Here is a 21110-nt window from a genome sequence, read left to right on the forward strand (position 1 = left end):
TCTCACTCCTCCCGGGCGGCCGCCGCACGGGCGGCCACCATCAGCTGGCCGAGTGCCAGCCCTCCGTCGTTGGGCGGCACCCGGCGGTGCCGCAGCACGGTGAAGCCGTCCTCCCCGAGGCCGCGCGCACAGGCCGAGGAGAGCAGGGCGTTGGCGAAGACTCCGCCGCTGAGCGCCACCGCGGTGGTGCCGTACCGCTCCCGGACGGCCGCGCAGACCCGCCGGACCAGCTCGGCCACCGCGGTGTGGAAGCGTGCGGCGACCAGTCCGACGGGCGTGCCCGCGGTCACGTCGGCGACCACCGCCGCGAGCACCGGCGCCGGGTCGGCGATCCAGCCGCCGTCGCGCACCAGCAGCCCGAACCGGTAGCCCTCCGCCGCCCGCGACCCGACTGCGGCCGCCTCCAGTTCGATCGCCGCCTGGGCCTCGTACCCGGCCCGCTGGCAGATCCCGGCGAGCGAGGAGACGGCGTCGAAGAGGCGGCCCATGCTGGAGGTCGGCACGGTGTTCAGACTGCGCTCCAACTGCCGTTCCAGCAGTCGGAGTTCATCCGCCGGGCAAGCCTGGACCGGCGGCAGTCCGGCGGTCCAGGGCAGACCGGCGGCGCGCAGGTGCGCCAGCGCCGTCCGGTACGGGCGCTCGACCGCCGCGTCCCCGCCGGGCAGCGGGACGTAGGCGAGGTGGGCGAGCCGGCGGAACCCGTCGTAGTCCGCCAGCAGCACCTCGCTGCCCCAGATCGCGCCGTCCTCGCCGTAGCCGGTCCCGTCGAAGGCCAGGCCGAGCACCGGCCGGCCGCCGTCGAGGCCGTGCTCGGCCATCACCGCGGCGATGTGCGCGTGGTGGTGCTGCACCCGGCACACCGGCCGGCCGGCGGCGGCGCGCTCGGCGTGCCGGACCGAGCGGTAGCCGGGGTGCCGGTCCGTGACCAGCAGTTCGGGCCGCACCCCGCTGACCGTGCCGAGCTGGTCCACCGCCCGGTCGAAGGCGCGCAGCGTGGCCAGGTCGTCCATGTCCCCGATGTGGCCGGACAGCCAGGCGTAGCCGTCGCGGGCCAGTGCGAAGGTGTTCTTCAGGTCGCCGCCGACCGCCAGCACCGGGCGGACGGGCACCGGCAGGGGAAGCGGCAGCGGGGCGTACCCGCGCGAGCGGCGCAGCGGCAACTGCTCGCCGTCCACCACCCGCACCACCGAGTCCTCGCAAGGCACGTGGATCGGCCGGTCGTGGGTGAGCCAGCCGTCGACCAGCGGGGCGAGCGTGTCCAGCGCCTCCCGGTCGTCGGTGACGATCGGTTCGCCGGAGAGGTTGGCGCTGGTCATCACCAGCAGGTCGGGCCCGGGCGCGGCGAGCAGCAGGTGGTGCAGCGGTGTGTACGGGAGCATCACCCCGAGGTCGGGGCTGCGCGGGGCGACCGCCGCGAACGCGGGCGAGGGCGTACCCGTGCGGCGCAGCAGGACGATCGGCCGGACCGGTCCGGTGAGCAGTTCCCGTTCGACCGGGCCGAGCGGCAGCAGCGCCTCGACCGTGGCGAGGTCACGGGCCATCAATGCGAACGGCTTGTCCCCGCGCCGCTTGCGGCGGCGCAGCAGGGCGACGGCTCCGCTGTCGCGGGCGTCGCAGGCCAGGTGGTAGCCGCCGATGCCCTTGACGGCGAGGACCGCGCCGGCGGCGAGCAGTCGGCGGGCTCCGGTGAGTGGGGCCTCGTCGGCGAGGCGGGTGCGCCCGGGCACGGTCAGCGCGAGCCGCGGCCCGCAGGCGTGGCAGGCGACCGGCTGGGCGTGGAAGCGGCGGTCGCGCGGGTCGGTGTACTCCCGGGCGCAGTCCGCGCACATCGGGAAGCCGGCCATGGTGGTGTTGGCGCGGTCGTACGGCAGGCCGGTGACGATGGTGTGCCGGGGGCCGCAGTTGGTGCAGCTGATGAACGGGTGCCGGTGGCGGCGGTCGGTCGGGTCGGCGAGTTCGGCGAGGCAGTCGGCGCAGACGGCGACGTCGGGCGGGATCAGGGTGGCCCGGGGTCCGTCGGTCCGGGACGCGGTGATGGCGAAGCCGGTGGCGCCGGTGGCGGCGAGCGGCGCGTGCTCGACGGAGGCCACCTGGGCGAGCGGCGGCGCGTCGCTGGCCACCCGGCGGCAGAACGCCTCTACGGCCTCGCGGCTGCCCTCGACCTCGGCCAGCACGCCCTCGCCGGTGTTGGTGACGCTGCCGGCCAGGCCGAGTTCGTCGGCCAGGGTGAAGACGAAGGGCCGGAAGCCGACGCCCTGGACGAGGCCGCGGACGGCGACCCGCCGTCGTTCCCGGACGGGTTCGGGACGCCCGACCGTCACGGGGCCTCCCCGACCACCGCGTGCCCGTGGTCGTGGCCGTCGTTCCCGTCGTGCCCGGGCCCGTGCCCGGGCCCGTGCCCGTGCCCGTGCCCGGGCGCCGTGGCGGCCATCACCGGCCGGTGCGGCTCGGCGCCGTCCAGCACGGCCAGCGCCCGCTCCAGCAGCGACCCGACGCCGTCACCGGTGCGGGCGGAGGTGTGCACCACCTCAACCCCGGGGTTGACCCGCCGGACGTTCGCGGTGAACGCGGCCTCGTCGAACTCGGCCGCCGCGGCGAGGTCCGTCTTGGTCACCAGCACCAGGTTCGCCAGCCCGAACGCGGTCGGGTACTTGAGCGGCTTGTCCTCGCCCTCGGTCACCGAGGCCAGCACGACCCGCAGGGACTCCCCGAGGTCGTACGAGGCCGGGCAGACCAGGTTGCCGACGTTCTCCACGAAGAGCAGCCGGCAGTCCTGCGGCAGCCAGCCGTCCAGGTGCCCGGCGAGCATCCGCGCCTCCAGGTGGCAGAGCCCGTCGGTGAGCACCTGCTTGACCGGCACGCCCGAACGGGCCAGCCGCAGCGCGTCGTTCTCGGTGGCGAGGTCGGCGGTCAGCGCGGCGACCGGCACCCCGCGCTGCCGGGCCAGCCCCAACTCGGCCTCCAGCAGGGCGGTCTTGCCGCTGCCGGGGCTGGAGAGCAGGTTGACCGCGACCGTCCCCCGGGCGGCCAGGGCCGCCCGCAGCTCGCGGGCGCTGTCGTCGTTGCGGGCGAGGACCGCCTGCCGGAGGTCGACCGTGCGGCACATCGGCATCAGCCTTTCTGTTCGGCCGGGACGTCCGGGCGCTCGGCCCACTCGACGTCGAGGATCTGGAGCTCGCGTCCGGACAGCAGCTCCACGCCGCCGCCGGAGCAGCTCGGGCAGCCGAGGTCCGGCGGCATGCCGACGGCCCACTCGGTGTCGCAGGGCGTGCACCGGGCCCGGGCTTCGACGGCCTCGGTGTGCAGCACCGCACCCTCCACCAGCGTTCCGGCGCAGGCCAGTTCGAAGCAGAAGTCGAGGGCCTGCGGGACGACGCCCGCCAGCTCGCCCACCTGCAGGCGCACCCGCGCCACCCCGGGGGCGCCGTGGTCGCGCGCGGCCGCGTCCACCTGTTCGACGACGGCGGCGGCGATCGACATCTCGTGCATCGGTTCCCTTCCCACGACGGTCGGCGACGGGTGGCGTTGCGAGGCGCGCCCCATTACAAGGCGCGGTGGCGGCGACGGCCCGAAGCCGCGCCGCCACCGCGCCCTGGGCTGCACCGTTCGCAGCAATGCGCGGCTCACATCCGCGAGATCCGCAGGTACCGCTTGAGGTCCGGCAGGCTCTGCCAGACCAGTGCGCCGATCCCCACCAGCAGGGCCGTGCAGAACAGTTTCCTCAGCATGGTGTTGTCTCCTTCTCCGGTTGCGTGGCCTCGTCCACGACCCGCAGGACCACTTGGACCGCCTCCTCGACCGCGGCGGCGACGGGGGCGCTCAGCCCGATGCCCTCCTCCAGCGAGGCCGGCTCGCAGCCGACCACCAGCACCCGTCCGGGCGGCTCGCCACCGGTTCCGGCCGCGAGCGTGGCGAGCAGCGCGAGCACGGCGTCCGGCCCCATCCGGTGGCCGTCCAGCAGCGGAGCCTCCGGCTGCTCGCCGTCCGCCTCGATGAGGTAGACGGTGCCGGGCGCGCCGCCGCGGCAGGTGGCGTCCACCAGGACGGCGGTCCGGTGGCCGTCGAGCAGCCGGTACGCCAGGTCAACGCCGCGCACGCCGACGTCGACCACCTCGACGCCGTCCGGCAGCGGGTGCGCCGCCAGCCGCCGCACGGTCTCCACGCCGAACCCGTCGTCGCCGAGGAAGATGTTGCCCACCCCGGCGACCAGCACCGATGCGCTCTTCACGACTCCTCCACCCGGTCGTCGGCGTCCAGCGGGGTGACCTCGTCCGGCTGGAAGTAGCGGAACCGCCCCTGCGCCCGCCACAGGTCGGCGCCCGGGTCGTCCTCCACCGTGACGGCCAGGTGCACCGAGCCGTCGACGTCGTGCAGCACCGCCTCCACCACGCCGGTGCGTCCGTCCAGGAAGAGGTCCTGGGCGTCGGTGCGCCGCCGGCCGGGCCGCAGCACGACCCGGCTGCCGGCGCCGACGGCGTGGCCGCCGACCAGGACCCGGTCCCGCTCGGGGTCGACCTCCGGGTCGTTGCCCGGGTCCCACCAGGGCTGGTCCGCGTCGGCGCCGCCGGTGAGGTCGCGCAGCCCGCGGATCGCGCCGTGCAGGCGTTCCAGCACCTCGGGCGGCATGGAGTCCGCGAGGTCGATCACGGCCGCGGCCCGCTCGTCGGTGCCCCGGGCCTCCCGCTTCTCCTCCTCGGTCAGGGCCGCGGTACGCAGGGCCAGGATCTCGTCGATCTCGGTGGCGTCGTACAGGGTGCCGAGGCTCTCCGGGGCGACCTTCGGGTGGTCCTCCAGGATGATCGGCGAGGACAGCACGACTCCGCGTTCGCCCTCCGGCCCGGCCAGCACGGGCCAGGTGTGCCGACTGCGGCAGCGCTCGACGGCCGGGCGGGCCCACTCGGGCGGGTCGGTGGCCGAGACGAACCGGCCGTGTTCCAGGCCGAGCAGCAGGTGGGCGGAGACCAGGGAGCGCGGCAGCGCCTCCTCCCGGCTCGCCCGCCGCGGCGGCAGCCAGGCGGAGACGTTCTCCACCACCGCCGTGAGCCGCTGCGCCCGGTACGGGCCGGGCAGGTCCTCGACGATGAGCCGCACCAGGCCGTCGACCTGTTCGCGGCGCCGCACCAGCCGTCCGACGGCGGTGCCGTGCTCCCGCAGCAGCTCGGTCTCGCCGACGCCCGGCAGCCGGAACGCCCGCTGCACCCCGGCGCCGGCCAGCTCCTCCACGGACACCAGGACCTCGACCCGCTCCTCGACGCCCTCGTCCCATTCCACGAGCACCCGGTCGGCGAGTTCGAGCCGCTCCACCGGCTCGAACCCGCCGGTGGGCGTGGCCTGTTCGACGGTGCGCCGCTGCACTCGGAGGAAGCGCAGCTCGACCGCCAGCCGGTCCTCGCCGCGCGCCTCCATGACGCACTCGGTGCGCTGGTGCGAGTGCTCGCCGCCCTGCGCGGTGTACTCGGGCGGCACCAGGACGCCGAACTGCCAGCGCAGCCGGTTCTTGGCCGCCGAGGCGCGGTACGGGTAGAGCACGTAGCCCTCCAGCAGCACCGCGTCGGCGATCTGCCGGGCCTCCGCGAAGCCGCGCTCGATCCCGGCCGGGAAGCCGCTCACCGGGCCACCTCCTCGACCGCGACCGCCGCGAGCAGTTCACGCACCGTCGCCTCCCAGGAGGGCAGGGCCCGCCGGGAGCGGTAGGCCAGCAGCTCGTCCATCACGTCGTCGGGCAGGCGCAGCCAGCCGCAGCCGGGGAAGTGCTGGTCGATCGCCTCCCGCCAGACCCGCACCGGCATCCGCACCGCGGCCTCCTTGTCCCAGGGCACCGGGGTGACCTGGAAGCCGCCGGGGCCGGCGAAGGCGGTGCCGGAGAAGAGCAGCAGCAGCGGCACGTCCCCGCCGTCGAGCGCCCGGAAGTAGCGGGCGGAGGCGACCTCCAGGTCGTAGCTGCACGGCACTACCAGGTCGGTCTCGGTCTCGCCGGTGAAGCCGGGCACCAGCAGCGGCACGGTGGCGAACTGGATCGGGTTGAGCGTGTTCGACCAGCGCTCCCGTTCGCCGAACAGGTCGGCCAGCCGCTCGCCCTCCGGCTCGGCGTAGGACCGGCGGCCAGGTTCGATCCGCAGCTGGCACCGTAGGGCGAGGGCGTGCACCCGGGTCCCGGCCGGCGCGGTGATCCGCAGCCGGAAGACCAGGGTCGGCGCGGCCGCGTACGGGTCGGACCGCACGCCGGTGCAGGCGAAGGCGAGTGCGGTCACGCCGTCACCGCCGCGGGCAGCGGGCGGGCCCGGTCGGCCAACCGCTCGAAGAACGCGTCGAGTTCGGCCCGCGCCTCGGCGCCGCCGTCGAAGCCGTGCCAGCACCGCCGCAGTCGGCCGACCAGCTCGTAGCAGACGTCGATCGGCACCAGGAAGCATGCGACCTGCCCGTCGGTGCGGCGCAGCAGCAACGCCTCCACGTCCGGTTCCAGGGCGGCGGCCAGCCGGCTGTCGCCGAGGACGCGGTCCCAGGCGTCCTCGTCCACCTCGCTCTCGGTGGCGCCGGCCGGCCCGGGGTAGAACGCGAGCAGCCGGTCCAGCAGCGCGTTGCGGAACAGGAACGCGGTGCCGACCGGGATGCCCAGCACCGACCAGGCCCGCTCGTCCAGCCCGCCGTCGGGGTCGGCGAGGTAGCGGTCCGGCACGGTGCGGAAGCGGCCGCCGGCCGCGCCGGGCTGCTGGAACAGCAGGCCGCAGGCGGTGCAGGTGCAGGCCAGGGCGCGTTCCTCGACGTCCACCAGGTGGCGGTGGCCGGCGGGCAGGTCGCGGCCGCAGAAGCCGCACTGCTCGGGTCGCGGTGGCGCGGGCTCGCGCAGCCGGCGCAGCAGGGCGGTCCCGTCGCGGGAGATCCGGCGGGTGTTCATCGCACCTCCGCGGTCTGCGGCGGGTGGGTGCCGATCTGCAGCAGCTGCGGGGAGCGCTCCAGCACCAAGGCCGTCACCTCGGGTGCGTGGCAGGCGAGGACGGCTTCGACGTCCCCCTCCGCGCAGCCGCAGCCGGAGGCGGTGCGGCGCAGCCGCAGCACGCCGGTGCCCGGGTCGAAGCCGAGCACCTCGACCCGCTCGGGCAGGGTCCCGAGCGCCCGGTCGATCCGCGCGGTGACGTCCTCGGGGTGCAGGTCGTGCAGGAGCAGGACGGCGGCCACCGCCGGGTCGTCCAACATCCGGCCCAGGGTGGGCGGGGGCAGTGCCGGCACGATCCTGGCCAGCCCCTCGCCGTAGAACTCCATCAGGTCGCGGACGAGGTGTTCGCCCGCCTGCTCGGCCCCGCTGCCGGCCAGGGCGTCCAAGGCCTCCTGGATCCGCAGCCCGGTCTGCTCGGCCGTCATGCGGTGAGCCCGCTGAGGCCGGTGGGCACGTGCATGGTCTGCACGGTGCGTCCGCCGCCGACGTACATGTGCACGCCGCAGGGCAGGCAGGGGTCGAAGCTGCGCACCGCGCGCATGATGTCGATGCCCTTGAAGTTCTCCGGGGAGTTCTCCTCGAAGATCGGCGTGTTCTGCACCGCGTCCTCGTACGGGCCGGGCGTGCCGTAGCTGTCGCGGACGCTGGCGTTCCACGGGGTGGGCGGGTACGGGTGGTAGTTGGCGATCTTGCCGTCGCGGATCACCATGTGGTGCGAGAGCACCCCGCGCACCGCCTCGGTGAAGCCGCAGCCGATCGACTCGTCCGGCACCTCGAAGCGCTCCCAGGTCTGGCTGCGCCCGGCGCGGACCTCGTCGAGCGCCTTCTCGGCGAAGTGCAGGGCGGCGGCGGCCGCGTAGGCCTGGAAGTAGGTGCGGGCGCGGTTGCGTTCGAGGGCGTTGCTCCACTGCGGGATCTTCCACTCGAAGGTGACCTCGGGCTTGGTCATCGAGCGGGGCAGGTTGATCAGCACGCTGTGCCCGGTGGCCTTGACGTAGCCGATGTCGACCAGCCCGGACAGCGCGGTGGACCAGAGCCGGGCGATCGGGCCGCCGCCGGTGTCCAGGGCGAGGTGGTCCTTTCCGTCGAACCAGCGCGGGGACATCACCCAGCTGTACTTGTCGTCGAAGTTGCGCTTCTGCGGCTGCGGGATGGTGTGCTGGTTCCACGGGTGCCGGGGGTCGACCGGGTTGCCCAACGGGTCGTGGGTGACGAAGAGTTCCTTGCCCTGCCAGTCCTCGTAGTAGGAGCTGCCGAGCAGGATCCGGATGCCGAGGTTGATCTCGGTGAGGTCGTTGGTGACGAGCTTGCCGTCCACGACGACGCCCGGGGTGACGAACATCCGCCGGCCCCAGTCCGTCATGTTGCGGTACGTGAAGTCGCAGTGGTCCGGGTCGTTGAGGCTGCCCCAGCAGCCGAGCAGGACGCGCCGCCGGCCGACCTCCTCGTAGCCGGGCAGGGCCTGGTAGAAGAAGTCGAAGAGGTCGTCGTGCAGCGGCACGACCTTCTTCATGAACTCGACGTAGCGCATCAGCCGGGTCAGGTAGTCGGTGAACAGCTGCACCGTCGCGACGGTGCCGACGCCGCCCGGGTAGAGCGTGGAGGGATGCACGTGGCGCCCCTCCATCAGGCAGAACATCTCCCGGGTGTACCGGCTGACCTGCAGCGCCTCGCGGTAGAACTCGCCCTCGATGGGGTTGAGCGAGCGCATGATGTCGGCGATGGTCTTGTACCCGTGGTCGCCGGCGTGCGGTGCCTCGGTGCGCTCGGCGAGTTCGAGCACGCCGGGGTTGGTCTCGCGGACCATCTTCTCGCAGTAGTCGACCCCGACCAGGTTCTCCTGGAAGATGTTGTGGTCGAACATGTACTCGGCGGCCTCGCCGAGGTTGATGATCCACTCGCCGAGGTGCGGGGGCTTCACCCCGTACGCCATGTTCTGGGTGTAGACCGAACAGGTGGCGTGGTTGTCGCCGCAGATCCCGCAGATCCGGCTGGTGATGAAGTGCGCGTCGCGCGGGTCCTTGCCGCGCATGAAGACGCTGTAGCCGCGGAACACCGAGGAGGTGCTGTAGCACTCCGCGACGCGCTTCTGCTTGAAGTCGATCTTCGTGTGGATGCCGAGGCTGCCCACGATCCGGGTGATCGGGTCCCAGGACATCTCGGTCAGGCCGCTGCCGTCGCCGGCCGCCCTGGTCGTCGGTGTTGCCATCGTGTCTGTCGTGTCCTTCTCTGAACGGGGGCGGGGGCGGCGGGCGGCGGGCCGCACACCGGGTGGTGTGCGGCCCCCCGGCCGTCACCAGGGCGGGCGGTAGCCCGTGGTCAGGTGGCGTCCGCTGTGGCGCCACTTCGGTTCCTTGTCGACGGTCTTCAGCGTGATCTCGCGCAGTCGGCGGATCAGCGAGCCGTACGCGCTGCTCGCGTTGGTCGAGACGCGCGAGCCGGGCGGCGGGTCCATGAAGGGCATGAACTTGTCCGGGAAGCCCGGCATGGTGCAGGCGATGCAGATGCCGCCCACGTTGGGGCAGCCGCCGATGCCGTTGGTCCAGCCGCGCTTGGCGACGTTGCACTTGACGACCGGTCCCCAGCAGCCGAGCCGCACCAGGCACTCGGGCGTGCCGTAGTCGGTGGCGAACTGGCCCTGCTCGTAGTAGCCGCCGCGGTCGCAGCCCTCGTGGACGGTGGCGCCGAACAGCCAGGCCGGCCGCAGCTTGTCGTCCAGCGGGATCATCGGCGCGGAGCCGGCCAGCTGGTACAGCAGGTAGGTGAGCGTCTCGGCGAAGTTGTCGGGCTGGATCGGACAGCCCGGCACGCAGACGATCGGCAGCCCGGCCTTGGACTTCCAGTTCCAGCCCAGGTAGTCCGGCACGCCCATCGCACCGGTCGGGTTGCCGGCCATCGCGTGGATCCCGCCGTACGTGGCGCAGGTGCCGATCGCGACCACGGCGGTCGCCTTGGGGGCGAGCCGGTCCAGCCACTCACTGGTGGTGATGGGCTGGCCGGTGGCGGGGTCGTCGCCGAAGCCACACCAGTAGCCCTCCTCCTTGATCTTCTCGTTGGGGATGGACCCCTCGACGACCAGCACGAACGGCTCGATCTCGCCGCGGTCGGCCTTGAAGAACCACTCGACGAAGTTGTCCGCGCCCTGGACCGGGCCACACTCGAAGTCGATCAGCGGCCAGTGCACCGCGACCTTGGGAAGGCCAGGCAGTGCGCCGGTGACGATCTCCTCGATGCTGGGCTGCATCGCGGCGGTCAGCGAGACGGAGTCGCCGTCGCAGCTGAGGCCGGCGTTGATCCAGAGAATGTGCACCACGTCGGTGTCGGTTGTTGCAGCACCCATGAGGATGCCTCCTCGGGGATGGGAGCCGGACGAAATGGCTCGAACACAGTCATAGCAACAGTCCGGTCCGGTCGCCGGTCCGCAGGGCCGCCGGGGGCGCCCTGGCCGCGCAAGCCGGACGGGACCGTTCGGGTCACGTCGTGGCGAGGAGGCCTGCGGGCACAGGGCGCTTGCGGACGAACGCGGCCCGTAGCGCGTGGTACGGCGATTCGGGGGTGAAGAACTGCCGGTGCATCACCGCCAGCTCCTCCTCCCGGTAGGCGTCGAGCGGCTTGACCAGCTCGTCGGCCTCGCGCGCGGCCTTCTTCGCCGCGATCCGGCGCTGGGTCGTGGGCGAGGCGGCGAGCAGCCCGGCCAGCCGGGCCGCGCCCGGCCCGAACTCCCCCGGCCCGCAGTCGAGGACGCGGTCGACCAGGCCGATCCGCTCGGCCGCCGCGGCGGACACCGGCAGCGCCTGCATGGTCAGCCGTGCGGCCCGGGCCGCGCCCACCCGGCGCGGCAGGCTGTAGGTCCAGTACTCCGAGCCGTACAGCCCCATCAGCCGGTAGTGCGGGTTGAGGACGGAGCCCCGGCGGCACCACACCTCGTCCGCGGCCAGCGCCAGCATCACCCCGCCGGCCGCCGCGTTCCCGCCGACGGCGGCGACCACCAGGCGGTCGGTGGTGGTGAGCACCTCGCCGACCAGGTCGTCCATCGCGGTGATGTTGGCCCAGGACTCGTCGGCCGGGTCCGGCGCGGCCTCGATGATGTTGAGGTGGATGCCGTTGGAGAAGAAGTCCCGGCCGCCGCCGAGCACCAGCACCGAGGTCGGCCGGCGCAGCGCGAAGCGGTACGCGTCCAGGAGGCGGCGGCAGTGGTCGGTGGCCATCGCGCCGCCGGGGAAGGAGAAGCGCAGGAAACCGACCGGCCCCTCCTCGCGGTACTCGATGTCCGCCCAGCCGGGCCGCTGCCCGCCCTCGTCCGCCATCAGCGGCGCCACCACCTCCGGCAGCGGCGGCAGCAGGGCGCCGAGCGCCGTCACCGCCGGGAGCCTGAAGGTCGCGGGCCCGCCGGGCGCGCGCCGGCGCCGGAGTTCGGGGATCCACACCGCGCCGTCCGAGGTGGCCCGGCACACCGCCCCGGCGCGGGTGGCGATCAGTTCGCCCGGGCGGCCGCGCAGCAGCGGCTCCGGGTGCCCGCCGTGCAGGTACCAGTCACCGTCGCCCAGCACGTCGAGCACCCCGGGCTGGGAGTCGGCGGCGCGGAGCCTGCGCAGGACCGTCGCGGTGGGGTCGGCCGCCCAGTCGATCCGGCGTTCCGCCTGGCGCAGGAAGGGGCGGACCCGGACAGGCTCCCGCCAGGAGGGGCCGTGCTGCGGCTGCGGCGCGTACGCACCGGAGGCGAAGCGCTCGACGGCGAGCAGGACGGCCCGGACGGCGGCGTCGGCGACCTCGTTGCGGTACAGGTCGCTCTTGCCGCGCTCGGCGAGCCGGCAGGGCTCGTGCGCCCAGACCGGCCCGGCGTCCATCTCCGCCTCGGCCTGCAGCACCGTCACGCCCCACTCGGCCACGCCCTCCTGGACCGCCCGGTCGAGAGAGGAGGGGCCCCGGTCGCCTGGCGGGCCGGGATGGACGACCAGACAGGTGAGCGCCGACCAGACGTCCTCGGGGATCGCGGTGCGCAGCATCGGCGCCAGCAGCAGGTCCGGCTGCAGACGGCGGACCGACTCCCCCAGGTCCTCGCCGTCCCCGGCGATCCGGACGTCCACGGTGTGCCGCCGGTCCCGCAGTTCGGCGTGGAGGCGCTGGCTGAGGCTGTTGAACGCGCTGGCGAGGAGCAGGATCCGCATGTCTGCCTCCGGGGTGCGGGCGGCCGGGAACCCGCAGATCATCGCCCCCGCTCCGGTGGGTCCCCCGGTCGGCGCCGCGTGCCGCGCCGCCCGTTCACCCGAGCGGCGGTCAGCCGGCGGGCCCGGCGAGGCGGCCGCCCCGGCGGGCTCAGCGCGCGGGGGTGAAGTCCGGCAGGCGCTCCAGGCTCTCGGCGACGGCGGCGAAGCCGTATTCGAGCATCCGCTGCTCGTACTGCTCGACGGCGTCCGGGAGTTCGGCCGTGCCGTGCTGGACGGCGGTGAGCGTGCGGGCCAGCAGGGCCGCGTCGCGCAGGGCGGTGTTGGCACCCTGGCCGCCGCTCGGCGGCATGGTGTGGATCGCGTCGCCGAGCAGGGTGACTCGGCGGCTGCCGTCCCAGTGCGGCACGGGCTCGGCGTAACGGACGGTCAGGGGCGAGCTGTTGACGACGTCGGCGCTGCGGACGAGGTCGACCAGGTCCGGGTGCCAGCCGTCGAGCAGGGCGAGCAGGTCGTCCCGGACCGCGTCCCACGCCCTCGGGCCCGCGGGCAGGGCGCCGGGCAGCATCAGCACCCAGCGCAGGTAGCTCCCGGTGTCGGGCAGCCGGACGTCGGGCGCCAGCTCGGCGGCCGCGAGCCGGGGCGGGCGGCGGAACTCCATCCGGCCGAGCAGCATGCTCGCGCCGGTGCCGTGCACGACGGTGCCGAAGCCCGGGACGAGCGCGGCGGACCGCTCGGTGAGCGCGGTGCGCCCGAGGACGGCGTTGCCGGGGACGGTGACCACCTCGGCCCCGGGCAGCAGTTGCCGGCGCACCGCGGAGCCCACGCCGTCCGCACCGACGAGCAGGTCGCCGACCGCGCCCGTGCCGTCGCCGAAGTGCGCCTCGACGGTGCCGTCGGCCCGCTCGGTGTAGCCGACCACGGGCTTGCCGAACTCGACCCGGTCGCCGAGGCCGGCCAGCAGCAGTTGGCGCAGCACGTACCGGTCGGTGGCCGTGCCCTCGTCCACGGCGCCGAGCCGGCGGATCTCGCGCAACTGCCCGTCCACGACGCGCCGCTCGCCCGCCATCGGACCGGAGACGGCCGCCAGCAGGGCGTGCAGCCGCTCCGGCAGGCACGCGTGCAGAGCGGCCAGGCCGTGCGCGTTCAGGGCGATCCGGAAGCCCTGGTAGCGGCTGTGCGGGCCGTCCTCCCGCTCGTGGACCCGGACGTCCACGCCCGCCCGCAGCAGCCCGTGCGCGAGGCAGAGCCCGCCGAGTCCGGCTCCGGCCACCAGTACCTTCATGTCCGCTCCCCTGATTCCGTCCGGTCCTGCGTCCGGCCGCGCGTCCGCTCGTGCGTCCCGCCGGTCCTCCCGGTACGGGTCGAGCCTGCCGCAGGGCACCGACCAGGTGTCAGTGAGTTCTGTGGCCGGAACCGCATGACAAACGTCACCGTCGACGGCCGGGGCGGGACAGGGCCGCGCGACCCGTAGCATCGAGCTCCGGAACAGCGGTACGGGGAGAGGAACGCGACGTGCGCGGGGGCGAGCTGGTGGGCGGTCTGGGACGGTTGGTCGGGGCGGCAACGGGGGCCGCGGCCGGGGCGGCGGCCGGGTTGGGCGAGGCGGGCCGGCAGGCCGTGCTGCGGGGCGGACGCGGAGCGGCGGCGGGCGGGCGGTGGGCGCACACCGCCCTCACGTCCGTCCCGCCGCCCCTGGTGCCCGCCACCGAGCCGTGGAAGTTGTCGGTGGGCACCCTGATCGGGCGCCACCCCCTGACCCCGGCCGTCGTGCACAAGCTGCTCGGGCTCCTCGACGGCCTCGGCGCCGTCCACCTCGGGCCGTCGAAGGTCGGCTTCGACGGCGAGGAGGTCGAGTGGGACAAGGTCGCCGAGATCCGCACCCGCAACGCCTTCGAGGTGCTGACCACCACCGCCCTGGAGCACGAGGTGGACCGGATCCGCGAGTTCCTCCCGCCGGTGCCCGGCCGCAAGTGGGTCGTCACCAAGGCCGCCGAGGCGCTGGCCACCGCCGTCCTCGCCGCCCTCGAACGCGGCGCGGCCGACCAGCGCCTGGACGAACTGGCCGTCCCGGCACGCATCGTGTACCGCGGCCTGCTCGGACGGCAGCGCACCCTGGACGCGGGCGCGTTCGCCGCCGCGACGCTCGTCGTGAGCGACCGGGCCGGCGAGAGCCTCATCGCCACCGCCCGCAGCCGCGGCATCCCGGTGCTCCCCGTCGACGAGCTCGCCGAGCCCACCGACGCCGCCCGGGTCGTGGTCCTGCGCGAACGCACCGACTCCGTCGCCCGGCTGCTGCGGCGCATCGAGCAGACCGATCCCGAAGCGGCGCCGGCCGTCGAGGCGGAGGCTGCCGGCACCGACGTGCGGCCGCCGCTGTCGCTGGACAAGGGCGCGGGCGCGGGCGACAACGGCGTTCCGCCGCAGGGGCGTTGAGAGGTCGGACGCTCCGGTCAGTGGCCGCCGCGCGGCTCCTCGCAGCCGGTGCCGTCCGCGTAGCCCGCGAAGGCCTCCACCGTCGTCCTCCCTCCGCTCGTCGAGCCCGACAGGCAGAGCCCGGTGGCGTCGACCAGGAAGTCGCCCCCGGGCTGGACCTTCACCTTCCCGGCCGGATAGCCGAGGCCGACGAGCGCCCCGCGGATCGTCTCCGGGTCGGCCCGCCGGCCGGCCCGGACGGGTTCGAGGGCGCCCTCGATCCGCCGGACGGCCGCCAGGCCGTCGCAGCGGTACCGACCGTGCAACGGGAGCGGCGCCTTGAAGGCGTGGTTCTCGGCGTAGTGGTCGAGGGGCGGGCCGGTCGGGGCGGCGCTGCGGCTGCTCGGCGCCGGGGTCCCGGTCGGGGTCTCCCCGGGGCAGGGGAAGTCGGCCGCCCCGCCGGGCACCGCGCCCGCGCCCGCGCTCGTCGGCGACGGTGCGCCCGCCGCGCCGGGCGCGCCGGGCGCGCCCACGTGCTCCGTCCCGCACCCCGCCGCCAGCACGGCCAGGGCCGCCACCGCCGGCATCCCGAGGCGCCCCCACCTGGTCCTGATCGTCGTCATCCGGCGATGATGCCCCGGCGGCCGACCCGGCGTCACCCCGGCCGCTCGTGCACGTCGCGATATTCGCGGCGGGCGACGGCCCCGCTGGGCTAGTCTCCGGCCCCATGACTTGGCTGCCTGCCGATTTCGTCCACCCCGTCCACGTGCCGCTCCCCGGCGGCGGCCACCACCTGCGCCCGATCGCCGGGACGGACACCGAGCTCGACTACCCCGCCGTGATGGGCTCCCGGGAGCGCCTCTGGTCCGTCTACGGCGAGGCCTGGGGCTGGCCGGCCGCCACCATGACCTACCAGCAGGACCTCGACGACCTGATCCGGCACGAGCGGGAGATCGCCGCCCACGAGTCGTTCAACTACGCGCTGTTCGACGAGGCCGAGACGGCCCTGCTCGGCTGCGTCTACATCGACCCGCCCCAGAAGGCCGGCGCGGACGCCGAGATCTCCTGGTGGGTGGTGGACGACCGGGTGGGCACAGAACTGGAGCGGGCACTGGACGCGCTCGTCCCGCGCTGGATCACCGAGGAGTGGCCGTTCCGGGAGCCCTGCCTGATCGGCCACCAGGTGTCCTGGAAGGAGTGGCTGGCCCGGCCCGCGGCCGTCACCGCCTGAGCCCCCGGCGCCGCCGTGACCGCGCGCCGCCGTGCCTGGGCGCGACGAACGGACCCGGCACGAGCAGGCGTTCGGGTTCAGGAAGGTCAGCGCGCGGTGTCCTGGACGAGGCCCGGAGCGGCGGCCCACGATGAGGACATGACGGACAGCGAATCGACGGGGCCGCCCGCGCGGCCGCCCGGCCCGGGCCCCGGGCGGACCCCGCGCCCGGACTGGGGAGCGGTGGGGGCGATCGCGGGCGCGGTGGCCGCGGTCGTGGCCCTCGTCGCCTACCTGATGCCGCCGGACGCACCGGCGCCGCCCCCGGCCACCCCGGTGGCCACCACCACGGACCCGACGCCACCGGACCCGCTCCCCGCCCCGGCACCCCGGCCGGACCCGAGCCCGACACCGGTCCCGTCCCCGATCCCGACGCCCACCGCGTCACCGGAGCCCGACCACCCCGCCCCGGCACCGAGCCCGACACCGGTCCGGACCCCGACCCCCGACCCCGTGCCGCAGCCGCCGCTCCCGGCGGTCCGGCCCGGCGGCTGCGACGCGGCGGAGGCCGCACTGGCCGCGTACCGCCGCAACGCCGGGAGCACCCGCGGCAGCCGGGCGGACGCGGCCCGCCAGGCCTACCAGGACCTGATGGGCGCCGGCCTGGACGCGCAGGGCACGGTCGGCGCGACGATCCGCCGCCTGGCCGCCGAGTTCCAGGAGCTGGGCTTCCGGTTGAACGGCATGGTCATGGCCGACCCCAACCCGGTGATCACGGACATCGACGCGGACTCGGCGCAGCTCGGGAGGCTCTGCGGGGCCTGACCGCCGCTGCCGGTGCCGCTGCCACTGCCACTGCCGACGCGCCCGTCGGCACGCTCCGCGCCGGGTGAAGCACGCCGGTGTGCGGGGAAGTTGTGGAAGTTCCACGACCACGGACTGCACAGGGGGGTGCCGGGTAGGCGCCGGACAGGGGCGCCGGCCCGCGCGGGGCCGGCGCGTCAGGACCTCAGGAGGGTCGTTCGATGCAGATGCCCGTCCACTCCGTGCCCGTCACCTTCCCCGACAGCCCACTGCCCGACGTGCCGGTCGTCGCCGAGCTGCGGTTCGATCCGGACCTGCCGTACGCGGCCTGCCTGGCGTTCCCGCTGGCCCCGTGCGAGTGCGTGGCCGTGGACGCCGGGGTGTGCTGGTACTTCAGCCGCGAACTGCTGAACGAGGGCCGGCACGCCCCTGCCGGCAGCGGTGACGTCCGGGTGAGCCCGGGGCACGACGGCCAGGTGCTCATCACCCTGCGCGGGCCCACCGGCGAGGCCGTCCTCAGCGCCCAGGAGGAGGACGTCACGGCCTTCCTCTCGGAGTCCTTCACCCTGGTGCCCGCCGGATCCGAGTCCGAGCACCTGGACGTCGAGTCCGCGCTCATCCGACTGCTCTCGGACGACTGACCGGCCGCCGGACGGCCGGTCAGTCGGGCGCGGGCGGGATCAGCCGCCGCGCGCCGGCCGGGAGGCTCAGCGCTCCCGCAGGTCGGGGACGACCTCGCGCAGCCGCTCGGCGCTGATCGCGCCCGCACGCAGCAGGACGGGCACCTCGCCGGTGACGTCGACGATCGAGGACGAGACGGCGGCGGCGGTCGGGCCGCCGTCGAGGTAGACGGCCACCGAGTCGCCCAGCATTCCCTGGGCGGCGTCGCAGTCCTGCGGGGAGTCGTGCCCGGTCAGGTTGGCGCTGGAGACCGCCAACGGACCGGTGGCGCCGAGGAGTTCGATGGCGACCGGGTGCGCGGGCATCCGGACCGCGACCGTGCCGCCGGTCTCGCCGAGGTCCAGCTCGACCGATGCCAGGTGACGGGCGACCACGGTCAGCCCGCCCGGCCAGAACGCGGCCACCAGGTCCCGGGCGCGCGACGTCACCTCGACCAGGCCGTCCAGGCCCTCCGGGGAGCCGACCAGCACCGGCGAGGGCATGTTGCGTCCCCGGCCCTTGGCCGCGAGCAGACGGGCCACCGCCTCCGGCGCGAACGCGTCCGCACCCACCCCGTACACGGTGTCCGTGGGCAGCACGACGAGTTCGCCGCGGCGCACCGCGGCCACGGCCTCACGCAGCCCGGCTGCGCGCTCGGACGCGTCCGAGCAGTCAAAACGACGAGTCATCAGGGTTCTCCACCGGCGGGCCGCCGGCCCGCACCGTCCATCCGGCCCGGCCACCTCACCGGCCGGGCACGACCCGGTCAGACTACCGGGCGGGGGCGGGCGCACCCGCCGGGCCCCGCGCCGGTCCGGCCCCGCGCCGCGACGGCCCGCCGCCGCTCGGGTGGACCGGACGGCTGCCGCACCGGGCCGGGCGGCGTCACCGGGGGCGGGCGGCCCCGGGCGGACGTAGGTTGCGCACATGACCAGTGACGAGACGATCCCGGCCGTGGGGGTGCGCCCGCTGGACGAGGTGTTCGCCGCGATCGACACGGCCAACCGGCGCCCCCGGCCGTGGACCGGGTTCGAGCACGGCGTGCTGGGGGCCTACCGGTGGGCCGCCGGGGCCCAGATCGCCGCACCCGTCACCGCCACCGCCGCCGTCGGCACAGCCGAACCCTGCCGGGCGCAGCTGCTGACGGAGTGCCAGGCCGCCGCCGTACGACTGCGCCGGGCCCTGACCCAGGGGACGGACCACGCCTACGTCCTCGGCGCCCACCAGGCGCTGGCCTGGCTCTGCGGGCTGCACGAGGAGTGCCCCTGACGGCCGGCCCCGGCGGCGGATCCGGGGCACGGTCCGACGCCCCTATCCTTGAACCGTGGAAAACGGCCCGGCCACGGCGCGGCAGTGGACCTTCCTGACGAACCACGCCCGCGTCCTCGTCCAGATCGCGCGCGACCCCGGCATCCGGGTGCGTGACATCGCCGCTCAGTGCCTGCTCACCGAGCGCGCCGTGCAGCGGATCATCGCCGACCTGGAGCAGGCCGGCTACCTTCAGCACGAGCGGCGCGGCCGCGCCAACCACTACAGCGTGATGGACGGCAAGCAGCTGCGGCACCCGGCCGACGCCGGTCCGACCATCGCCGAGCTGCTCGGCGTGCTGTTGCGCTGAGACCGGTCGGCGCACGGGCCTGAACGGGGGTCGGACCGTCGGTGACGTCGCCGACGGTCCGACCCCCTGCTGCTCCCCCTCGTCCCCTCCGCCGGTCGTGGCCGACCTCCTTCCGCGACGGTGGGGCGGCCCGGTCCCGAACCGGTCCGGACCCGTTCAGTAGTAGTGGCGGCGTCCGCCGACGGCGTGCCCGAGGGCGCCGGCGACCCACAGGACCAGACCGATGAGGACCAGCACGATGCCGATGGTCCACAGGATCGAGATGCTGGTGACGAAGCCGATGATGAGCAGGATGACGCCGAGCACGATCACGGGAGCCTCCCTGGCTGGACAGGCGGATTGGTGTCGGGCGGGCGGCCTCGGAACCGCCCGCTCCCGATGTGGTTCACAGCACCGCGTGTACCGCTCCGGCGGCGGGGCAAACCGGCCGGCCGACGCCGGTGCGCCGCCGGGCTCGATGCGGGGCTCGACGCGGGGCTCGGCGCAGCGCTCGCCGTCGGGCTCGGAGCGGTGACGCGGTGCCGTGGCGCGGCGCCGCGCCGCGCCGAGCTGCGCCGAGCTGCGCCGAGCTGCGTCACCGACGGTGGCGGCCACCCGTCCGGCGGGCCGGCGGACCGGGGCGCGGGGCCGCACGCGCGACCGGCAGGAAGAGACGGGCCAGCTCGCGGCCCAGGTTGACGCCGATCGCCAGGGCCATCGCCATCGCGGCCGCCCGCCCGATCCCGCTCAGCCCGACCTCGGGCCGCCCCCGGACGAAGGCGAGCATCCCGAAGTACAGCACCGACCCGGGCAGCAACGGGCCCAGGGCCGCCGTGACGTGCGGCAGCACCGGGGCGCCCCGGTAGCGCGCCATCAGCTGGCCGGACAGTCCGACCAGCCCGGCCGCGAGGCCGGTCGCCAGGATCGGCTCCGCGCCGGCGCCGGCCAGCACCCCGTACGTCGTCCAGCCGACCGCGCTGTTGAGCAGGACCGCGGGCAGCGCGGCCGGCTCGGTGTTCAGCAGCACCGCGAAGGCCAGGGTCAGCAGCACCGCCGCGGTGAGCTGCAGCGGGGGGTTGTCCGCCGCGGCCGGGACGTCCTGGGCGGCCAGGTCGGCGCCGTTGTTGACGCCGACGTAGAGGACGGCCATCACGCCGATCACCACGCCGGCCATCAGGTACAGCGCCTCCAGCAGGCGAGCGGCGGCGGTCAGGTAGAAGCCCGCGAGGCCGTCCTGGGCCGCCGCCACCATGGGCCAGCCCGGCAGCAGCGCGAACAGCCCGCCGGTGATCACCACCGATCCGCGCAGGTGCAGCCCGTTGAAGGACAGCAGGATGCCGATCACGGCCGCCGGGGCCGCGGCCACCACGAACTGGTAGAAGGCCGGCAAGTCGTGCCGCGCCACCAGGGCGGAGAGCCGGTCGCCGGCCAGGGCCGCGACGACGGCGCTGGCGAACACCAGCCAGGCCCGGGCGTCGGCCCGGCCGCCGACCAGCAGGGTCGCCGCCCCGGCCAGCAGGCCGCAGCAGAGCAGGCGGATCCGGACGGGATAGCGGCGACTGAGCCGGTGGACGGCGACCAGGCGGTCGTGGGCGTCGTGGACGGTGACACCGCCCGCCGCGATCTCGGTGACCAGCCGGAAGACCGCGGCCAGCCGCGCGTAGTCACCGGCCGGGCGGCGCACCGAGCACTCCGCCGTCAACGGCGGCTCCGAGGAGCCCGGCTGGTAGGAGATCGCCACCCGGGTGAAGGTGACCTGCGGGTCGCACGGGTGGACGCGGTAGGCGCGCGCGACGGCGAGCATCGCGGCCTCGACGTCCTCCGCCGCCTCGCCGCTGGCCAGCAGCAGTTCGCCCACCAGCAGTGCGAGGTCCAGCACCCGGGCCGGTTCGGCGGCTCCGGGCGGCTTCGCGCCGGACAGGTCGGGCGCCAGTCGGCGGTCGGCCGTCGGAGTGCGCAGCAACGGCAGCATCCGGTCGTGCCAGGGCCCCGCGGCGGCAGCGTCCCCGGGGGGCGGCCGAGTGTCCCCGGCGGGGCTTCCGGGCGCTGCGCCCTGCTGCGGCACCCGCTCCGAGCGGGGCGGACGTCCGTCCGGACCGGCAGGCGCGCCGAGCTGATCGTGATCCGACATGGCGACTCCCTGACCCCACCCCCTGTCCACTCACTGCTGTCGATCAACTACCCGTAGTGATGGTTCTGTGAACATCCGGGGCCTTGCGCACCCGTCCGGATCGGAGTGCGACCGGCCGTACACGCCCCATCGCGGCCGGCGTGCCGCGCGGCGGACCGGCAAGGCGGCGGGTCCGCGCTCGGGGTGTCGGTCTG

22 protein-coding genes are annotated in these 21110 nt (G+C 75.0%); 6 read left to right on the forward strand and 16 right to left on the reverse strand.

Features of this window, described 5'->3' with window-relative positions; genetic code table 11:
• Positions 1–2: 2 nt before the first annotated feature.
• The 12 genes from hypF to AB0D10_RS14165 form a co-directional block, all read right to left on the reverse strand.
• Complete coding sequence (hypF, locus tag AB0D10_RS14110) at positions 3–2321, reverse strand: carbamoyltransferase HypF (protein WP_360255371.1); 2319 nt, start codon at positions 2319–2321, stop codon at positions 3–5.
• A complete protein-coding gene (gene hypB / locus AB0D10_RS14115; RefSeq protein ID WP_360255374.1) occupies positions 2318–3106 on the reverse strand; it encodes a hydrogenase nickel incorporation protein HypB in 789 nt (262 codons plus the stop codon). Before hypB ends, hypF begins: the two co-directional genes overlap by 4 nt.
• Before the next feature lie 5 nt (positions 3107–3111).
• On the reverse strand, positions 3112–3489 hold the full coding sequence (hypA, locus tag AB0D10_RS14120; RefSeq protein WP_360255376.1) for a hydrogenase maturation nickel metallochaperone HypA: 378 nt from the start codon (positions 3487–3489) through the stop codon (positions 3112–3114).
• Positions 3490–3721: 232 nt separating this feature from the next.
• On the reverse strand, positions 3722–4228 hold the full coding sequence (locus AB0D10_RS14125) for a hydrogenase maturation protease (protein ID WP_360255378.1): 507 nt from the start codon (positions 4226–4228) through the stop codon (positions 3722–3724).
• The gene (locus AB0D10_RS14130; protein ID WP_360255381.1) at positions 4225–5610 is read right to left on the reverse strand and encodes a hypothetical protein; all 1386 of its coding nucleotides are present in this window, start codon (positions 5608–5610) and stop codon (positions 4225–4227) included. Before AB0D10_RS14130 ends, AB0D10_RS14125 begins: the two co-directional genes overlap by 4 nt.
• On the reverse strand, positions 5607–6251 hold the full coding sequence (locus tag AB0D10_RS14135) for a DUF6084 family protein (protein ID WP_360255383.1): 645 nt from the start codon (positions 6249–6251) through the stop codon (positions 5607–5609). The genes AB0D10_RS14130 and AB0D10_RS14135 overlap by 4 nt, the downstream gene beginning before the upstream one ends.
• On the reverse strand, positions 6248–6895 hold the full coding sequence (locus AB0D10_RS14140; RefSeq protein ID WP_360255386.1) for a DUF5947 family protein: 648 nt from the start codon (positions 6893–6895) through the stop codon (positions 6248–6250). Before AB0D10_RS14140 ends, AB0D10_RS14135 begins: the two co-directional genes overlap by 4 nt.
• On the reverse strand, positions 6892–7359 hold the full coding sequence (locus AB0D10_RS14145) for a thioredoxin (protein WP_360255389.1): 468 nt from the start codon (positions 7357–7359) through the stop codon (positions 6892–6894). The genes AB0D10_RS14140 and AB0D10_RS14145 overlap by 4 nt, the downstream gene beginning before the upstream one ends.
• Positions 7356–9143 carry a nickel-dependent hydrogenase large subunit gene (locus tag AB0D10_RS14150; RefSeq protein WP_360255390.1) on the reverse strand — a complete coding sequence of 596 codons (1788 nt, stop codon included), beginning with the start codon at positions 9141–9143 and terminating at the stop codon, positions 7356–7358. The genes AB0D10_RS14145 and AB0D10_RS14150 overlap by 4 nt, the downstream gene beginning before the upstream one ends.
• Before the next feature lie 84 nt (positions 9144–9227).
• Positions 9228–10274, reverse strand: coding sequence for a hydrogenase expression protein HypE (locus tag AB0D10_RS14155; protein WP_360255392.1), 1047 nt, complete (start codon positions 10272–10274; stop codon positions 9228–9230).
• A 133-nt stretch (positions 10275–10407) separates the two neighbouring features.
• Positions 10408–12102, reverse strand: a complete 1695-nt coding sequence (locus tag AB0D10_RS14160; RefSeq protein ID WP_360255394.1) for a hydrogenase maturation protein — start codon at positions 12100–12102, stop codon at positions 10408–10410.
• Positions 12103–12250: 148 nt separating this feature from the next.
• Positions 12251–13384 (reverse strand): NAD(P)/FAD-dependent oxidoreductase, encoded by a 1134-nt coding sequence (locus tag AB0D10_RS14165; RefSeq protein ID WP_360255396.1) that lies wholly within the window; start codon positions 13382–13384, stop codon positions 12251–12253.
• A 230-nt stretch (positions 13385–13614) separates the two neighbouring features.
• Here AB0D10_RS14165 and AB0D10_RS14170 point away from each other — a divergent pair, with 230 nt between their 5' ends.
• Complete coding sequence (locus AB0D10_RS14170; protein WP_360255398.1) at positions 13615–14535, forward strand: hypothetical protein; 921 nt, start codon at positions 13615–13617, stop codon at positions 14533–14535.
• A 17-nt stretch (positions 14536–14552) separates the two neighbouring features.
• On the opposite strand, the gene AB0D10_RS14175 is transcribed toward AB0D10_RS14170, so the two are convergent.
• On the reverse strand, positions 14553–15137 hold the full coding sequence (locus tag AB0D10_RS14175; RefSeq protein WP_360255400.1) for a hypothetical protein: 585 nt from the start codon (positions 15135–15137) through the stop codon (positions 14553–14555).
• Between the two features lie 104 nt (positions 15138–15241).
• Between AB0D10_RS14175 and AB0D10_RS14180 the strand changes: the two genes are divergently transcribed.
• The 3 genes from AB0D10_RS14180 (at position 15242) to AB0D10_RS14190 (ending at position 17169) form a co-directional block, all read left to right on the forward strand.
• The gene (locus AB0D10_RS14180) at positions 15242–15745 is read left to right on the forward strand and encodes an N-acetyltransferase (protein WP_360255403.1); all 504 of its coding nucleotides are present in this window, start codon (positions 15242–15244) and stop codon (positions 15743–15745) included.
• Between the two features lie 138 nt (positions 15746–15883).
• Complete coding sequence (locus AB0D10_RS14185) at positions 15884–16549, forward strand: hypothetical protein (protein WP_360255405.1); 666 nt, start codon at positions 15884–15886, stop codon at positions 16547–16549.
• Positions 16550–16749: 200 nt separating this feature from the next.
• Complete coding sequence (locus tag AB0D10_RS14190) at positions 16750–17169, forward strand: SsgA family sporulation/cell division regulator (RefSeq protein WP_360255407.1); 420 nt, start codon at positions 16750–16752, stop codon at positions 17167–17169.
• Positions 17170–17235: 66 nt separating this feature from the next.
• Here the strand turns inward: AB0D10_RS14190 and AB0D10_RS14195 are convergent, their stop codons facing one another.
• Positions 17236–17877, reverse strand: a complete 642-nt coding sequence (locus AB0D10_RS14195; protein WP_360255410.1) for an L-threonylcarbamoyladenylate synthase — start codon at positions 17875–17877, stop codon at positions 17236–17238.
• Positions 17878–18115: 238 nt separating this feature from the next.
• Here AB0D10_RS14195 and AB0D10_RS14200 point away from each other — a divergent pair, with 238 nt between their 5' ends.
• Both AB0D10_RS14200 and AB0D10_RS14205 read left to right on the forward strand, forming a co-directional pair.
• On the forward strand, positions 18116–18457 hold the full coding sequence (locus AB0D10_RS14200) for a hypothetical protein (protein WP_360255412.1): 342 nt from the start codon (positions 18116–18118) through the stop codon (positions 18455–18457).
• Between the two features lie 55 nt (positions 18458–18512).
• Positions 18513–18806 (forward strand): helix-turn-helix domain-containing protein, encoded by a 294-nt coding sequence (locus AB0D10_RS14205; RefSeq protein ID WP_360255414.1) that lies wholly within the window; start codon positions 18513–18515, stop codon positions 18804–18806.
• A 156-nt stretch (positions 18807–18962) separates the two neighbouring features.
• On the opposite strand, the gene AB0D10_RS14210 is transcribed toward AB0D10_RS14205, so the two are convergent.
• Both AB0D10_RS14210 and AB0D10_RS14215 read right to left on the reverse strand, forming a co-directional pair.
• Positions 18963–19118: a DUF6131 family protein gene (locus AB0D10_RS14210; protein WP_360255417.1), complete on the reverse strand. Its 156-nt coding sequence runs from the start codon at positions 19116–19118 to the stop codon at positions 18963–18965.
• Between the two features lie 262 nt (positions 19119–19380).
• On the reverse strand, positions 19381–20916 hold the full coding sequence (locus AB0D10_RS14215) for a threonine/serine exporter family protein (protein WP_360255419.1): 1536 nt from the start codon (positions 20914–20916) through the stop codon (positions 19381–19383).
• Positions 20917–21110 lie beyond the last annotated feature (194 nt).

This window comes from Kitasatospora sp. NPDC048545, from assembly GCF_040651155.1.
Taxonomy (GTDB): Bacteria; Actinomycetota; Actinomycetes; order Streptomycetales; family Streptomycetaceae; genus Kitasatospora.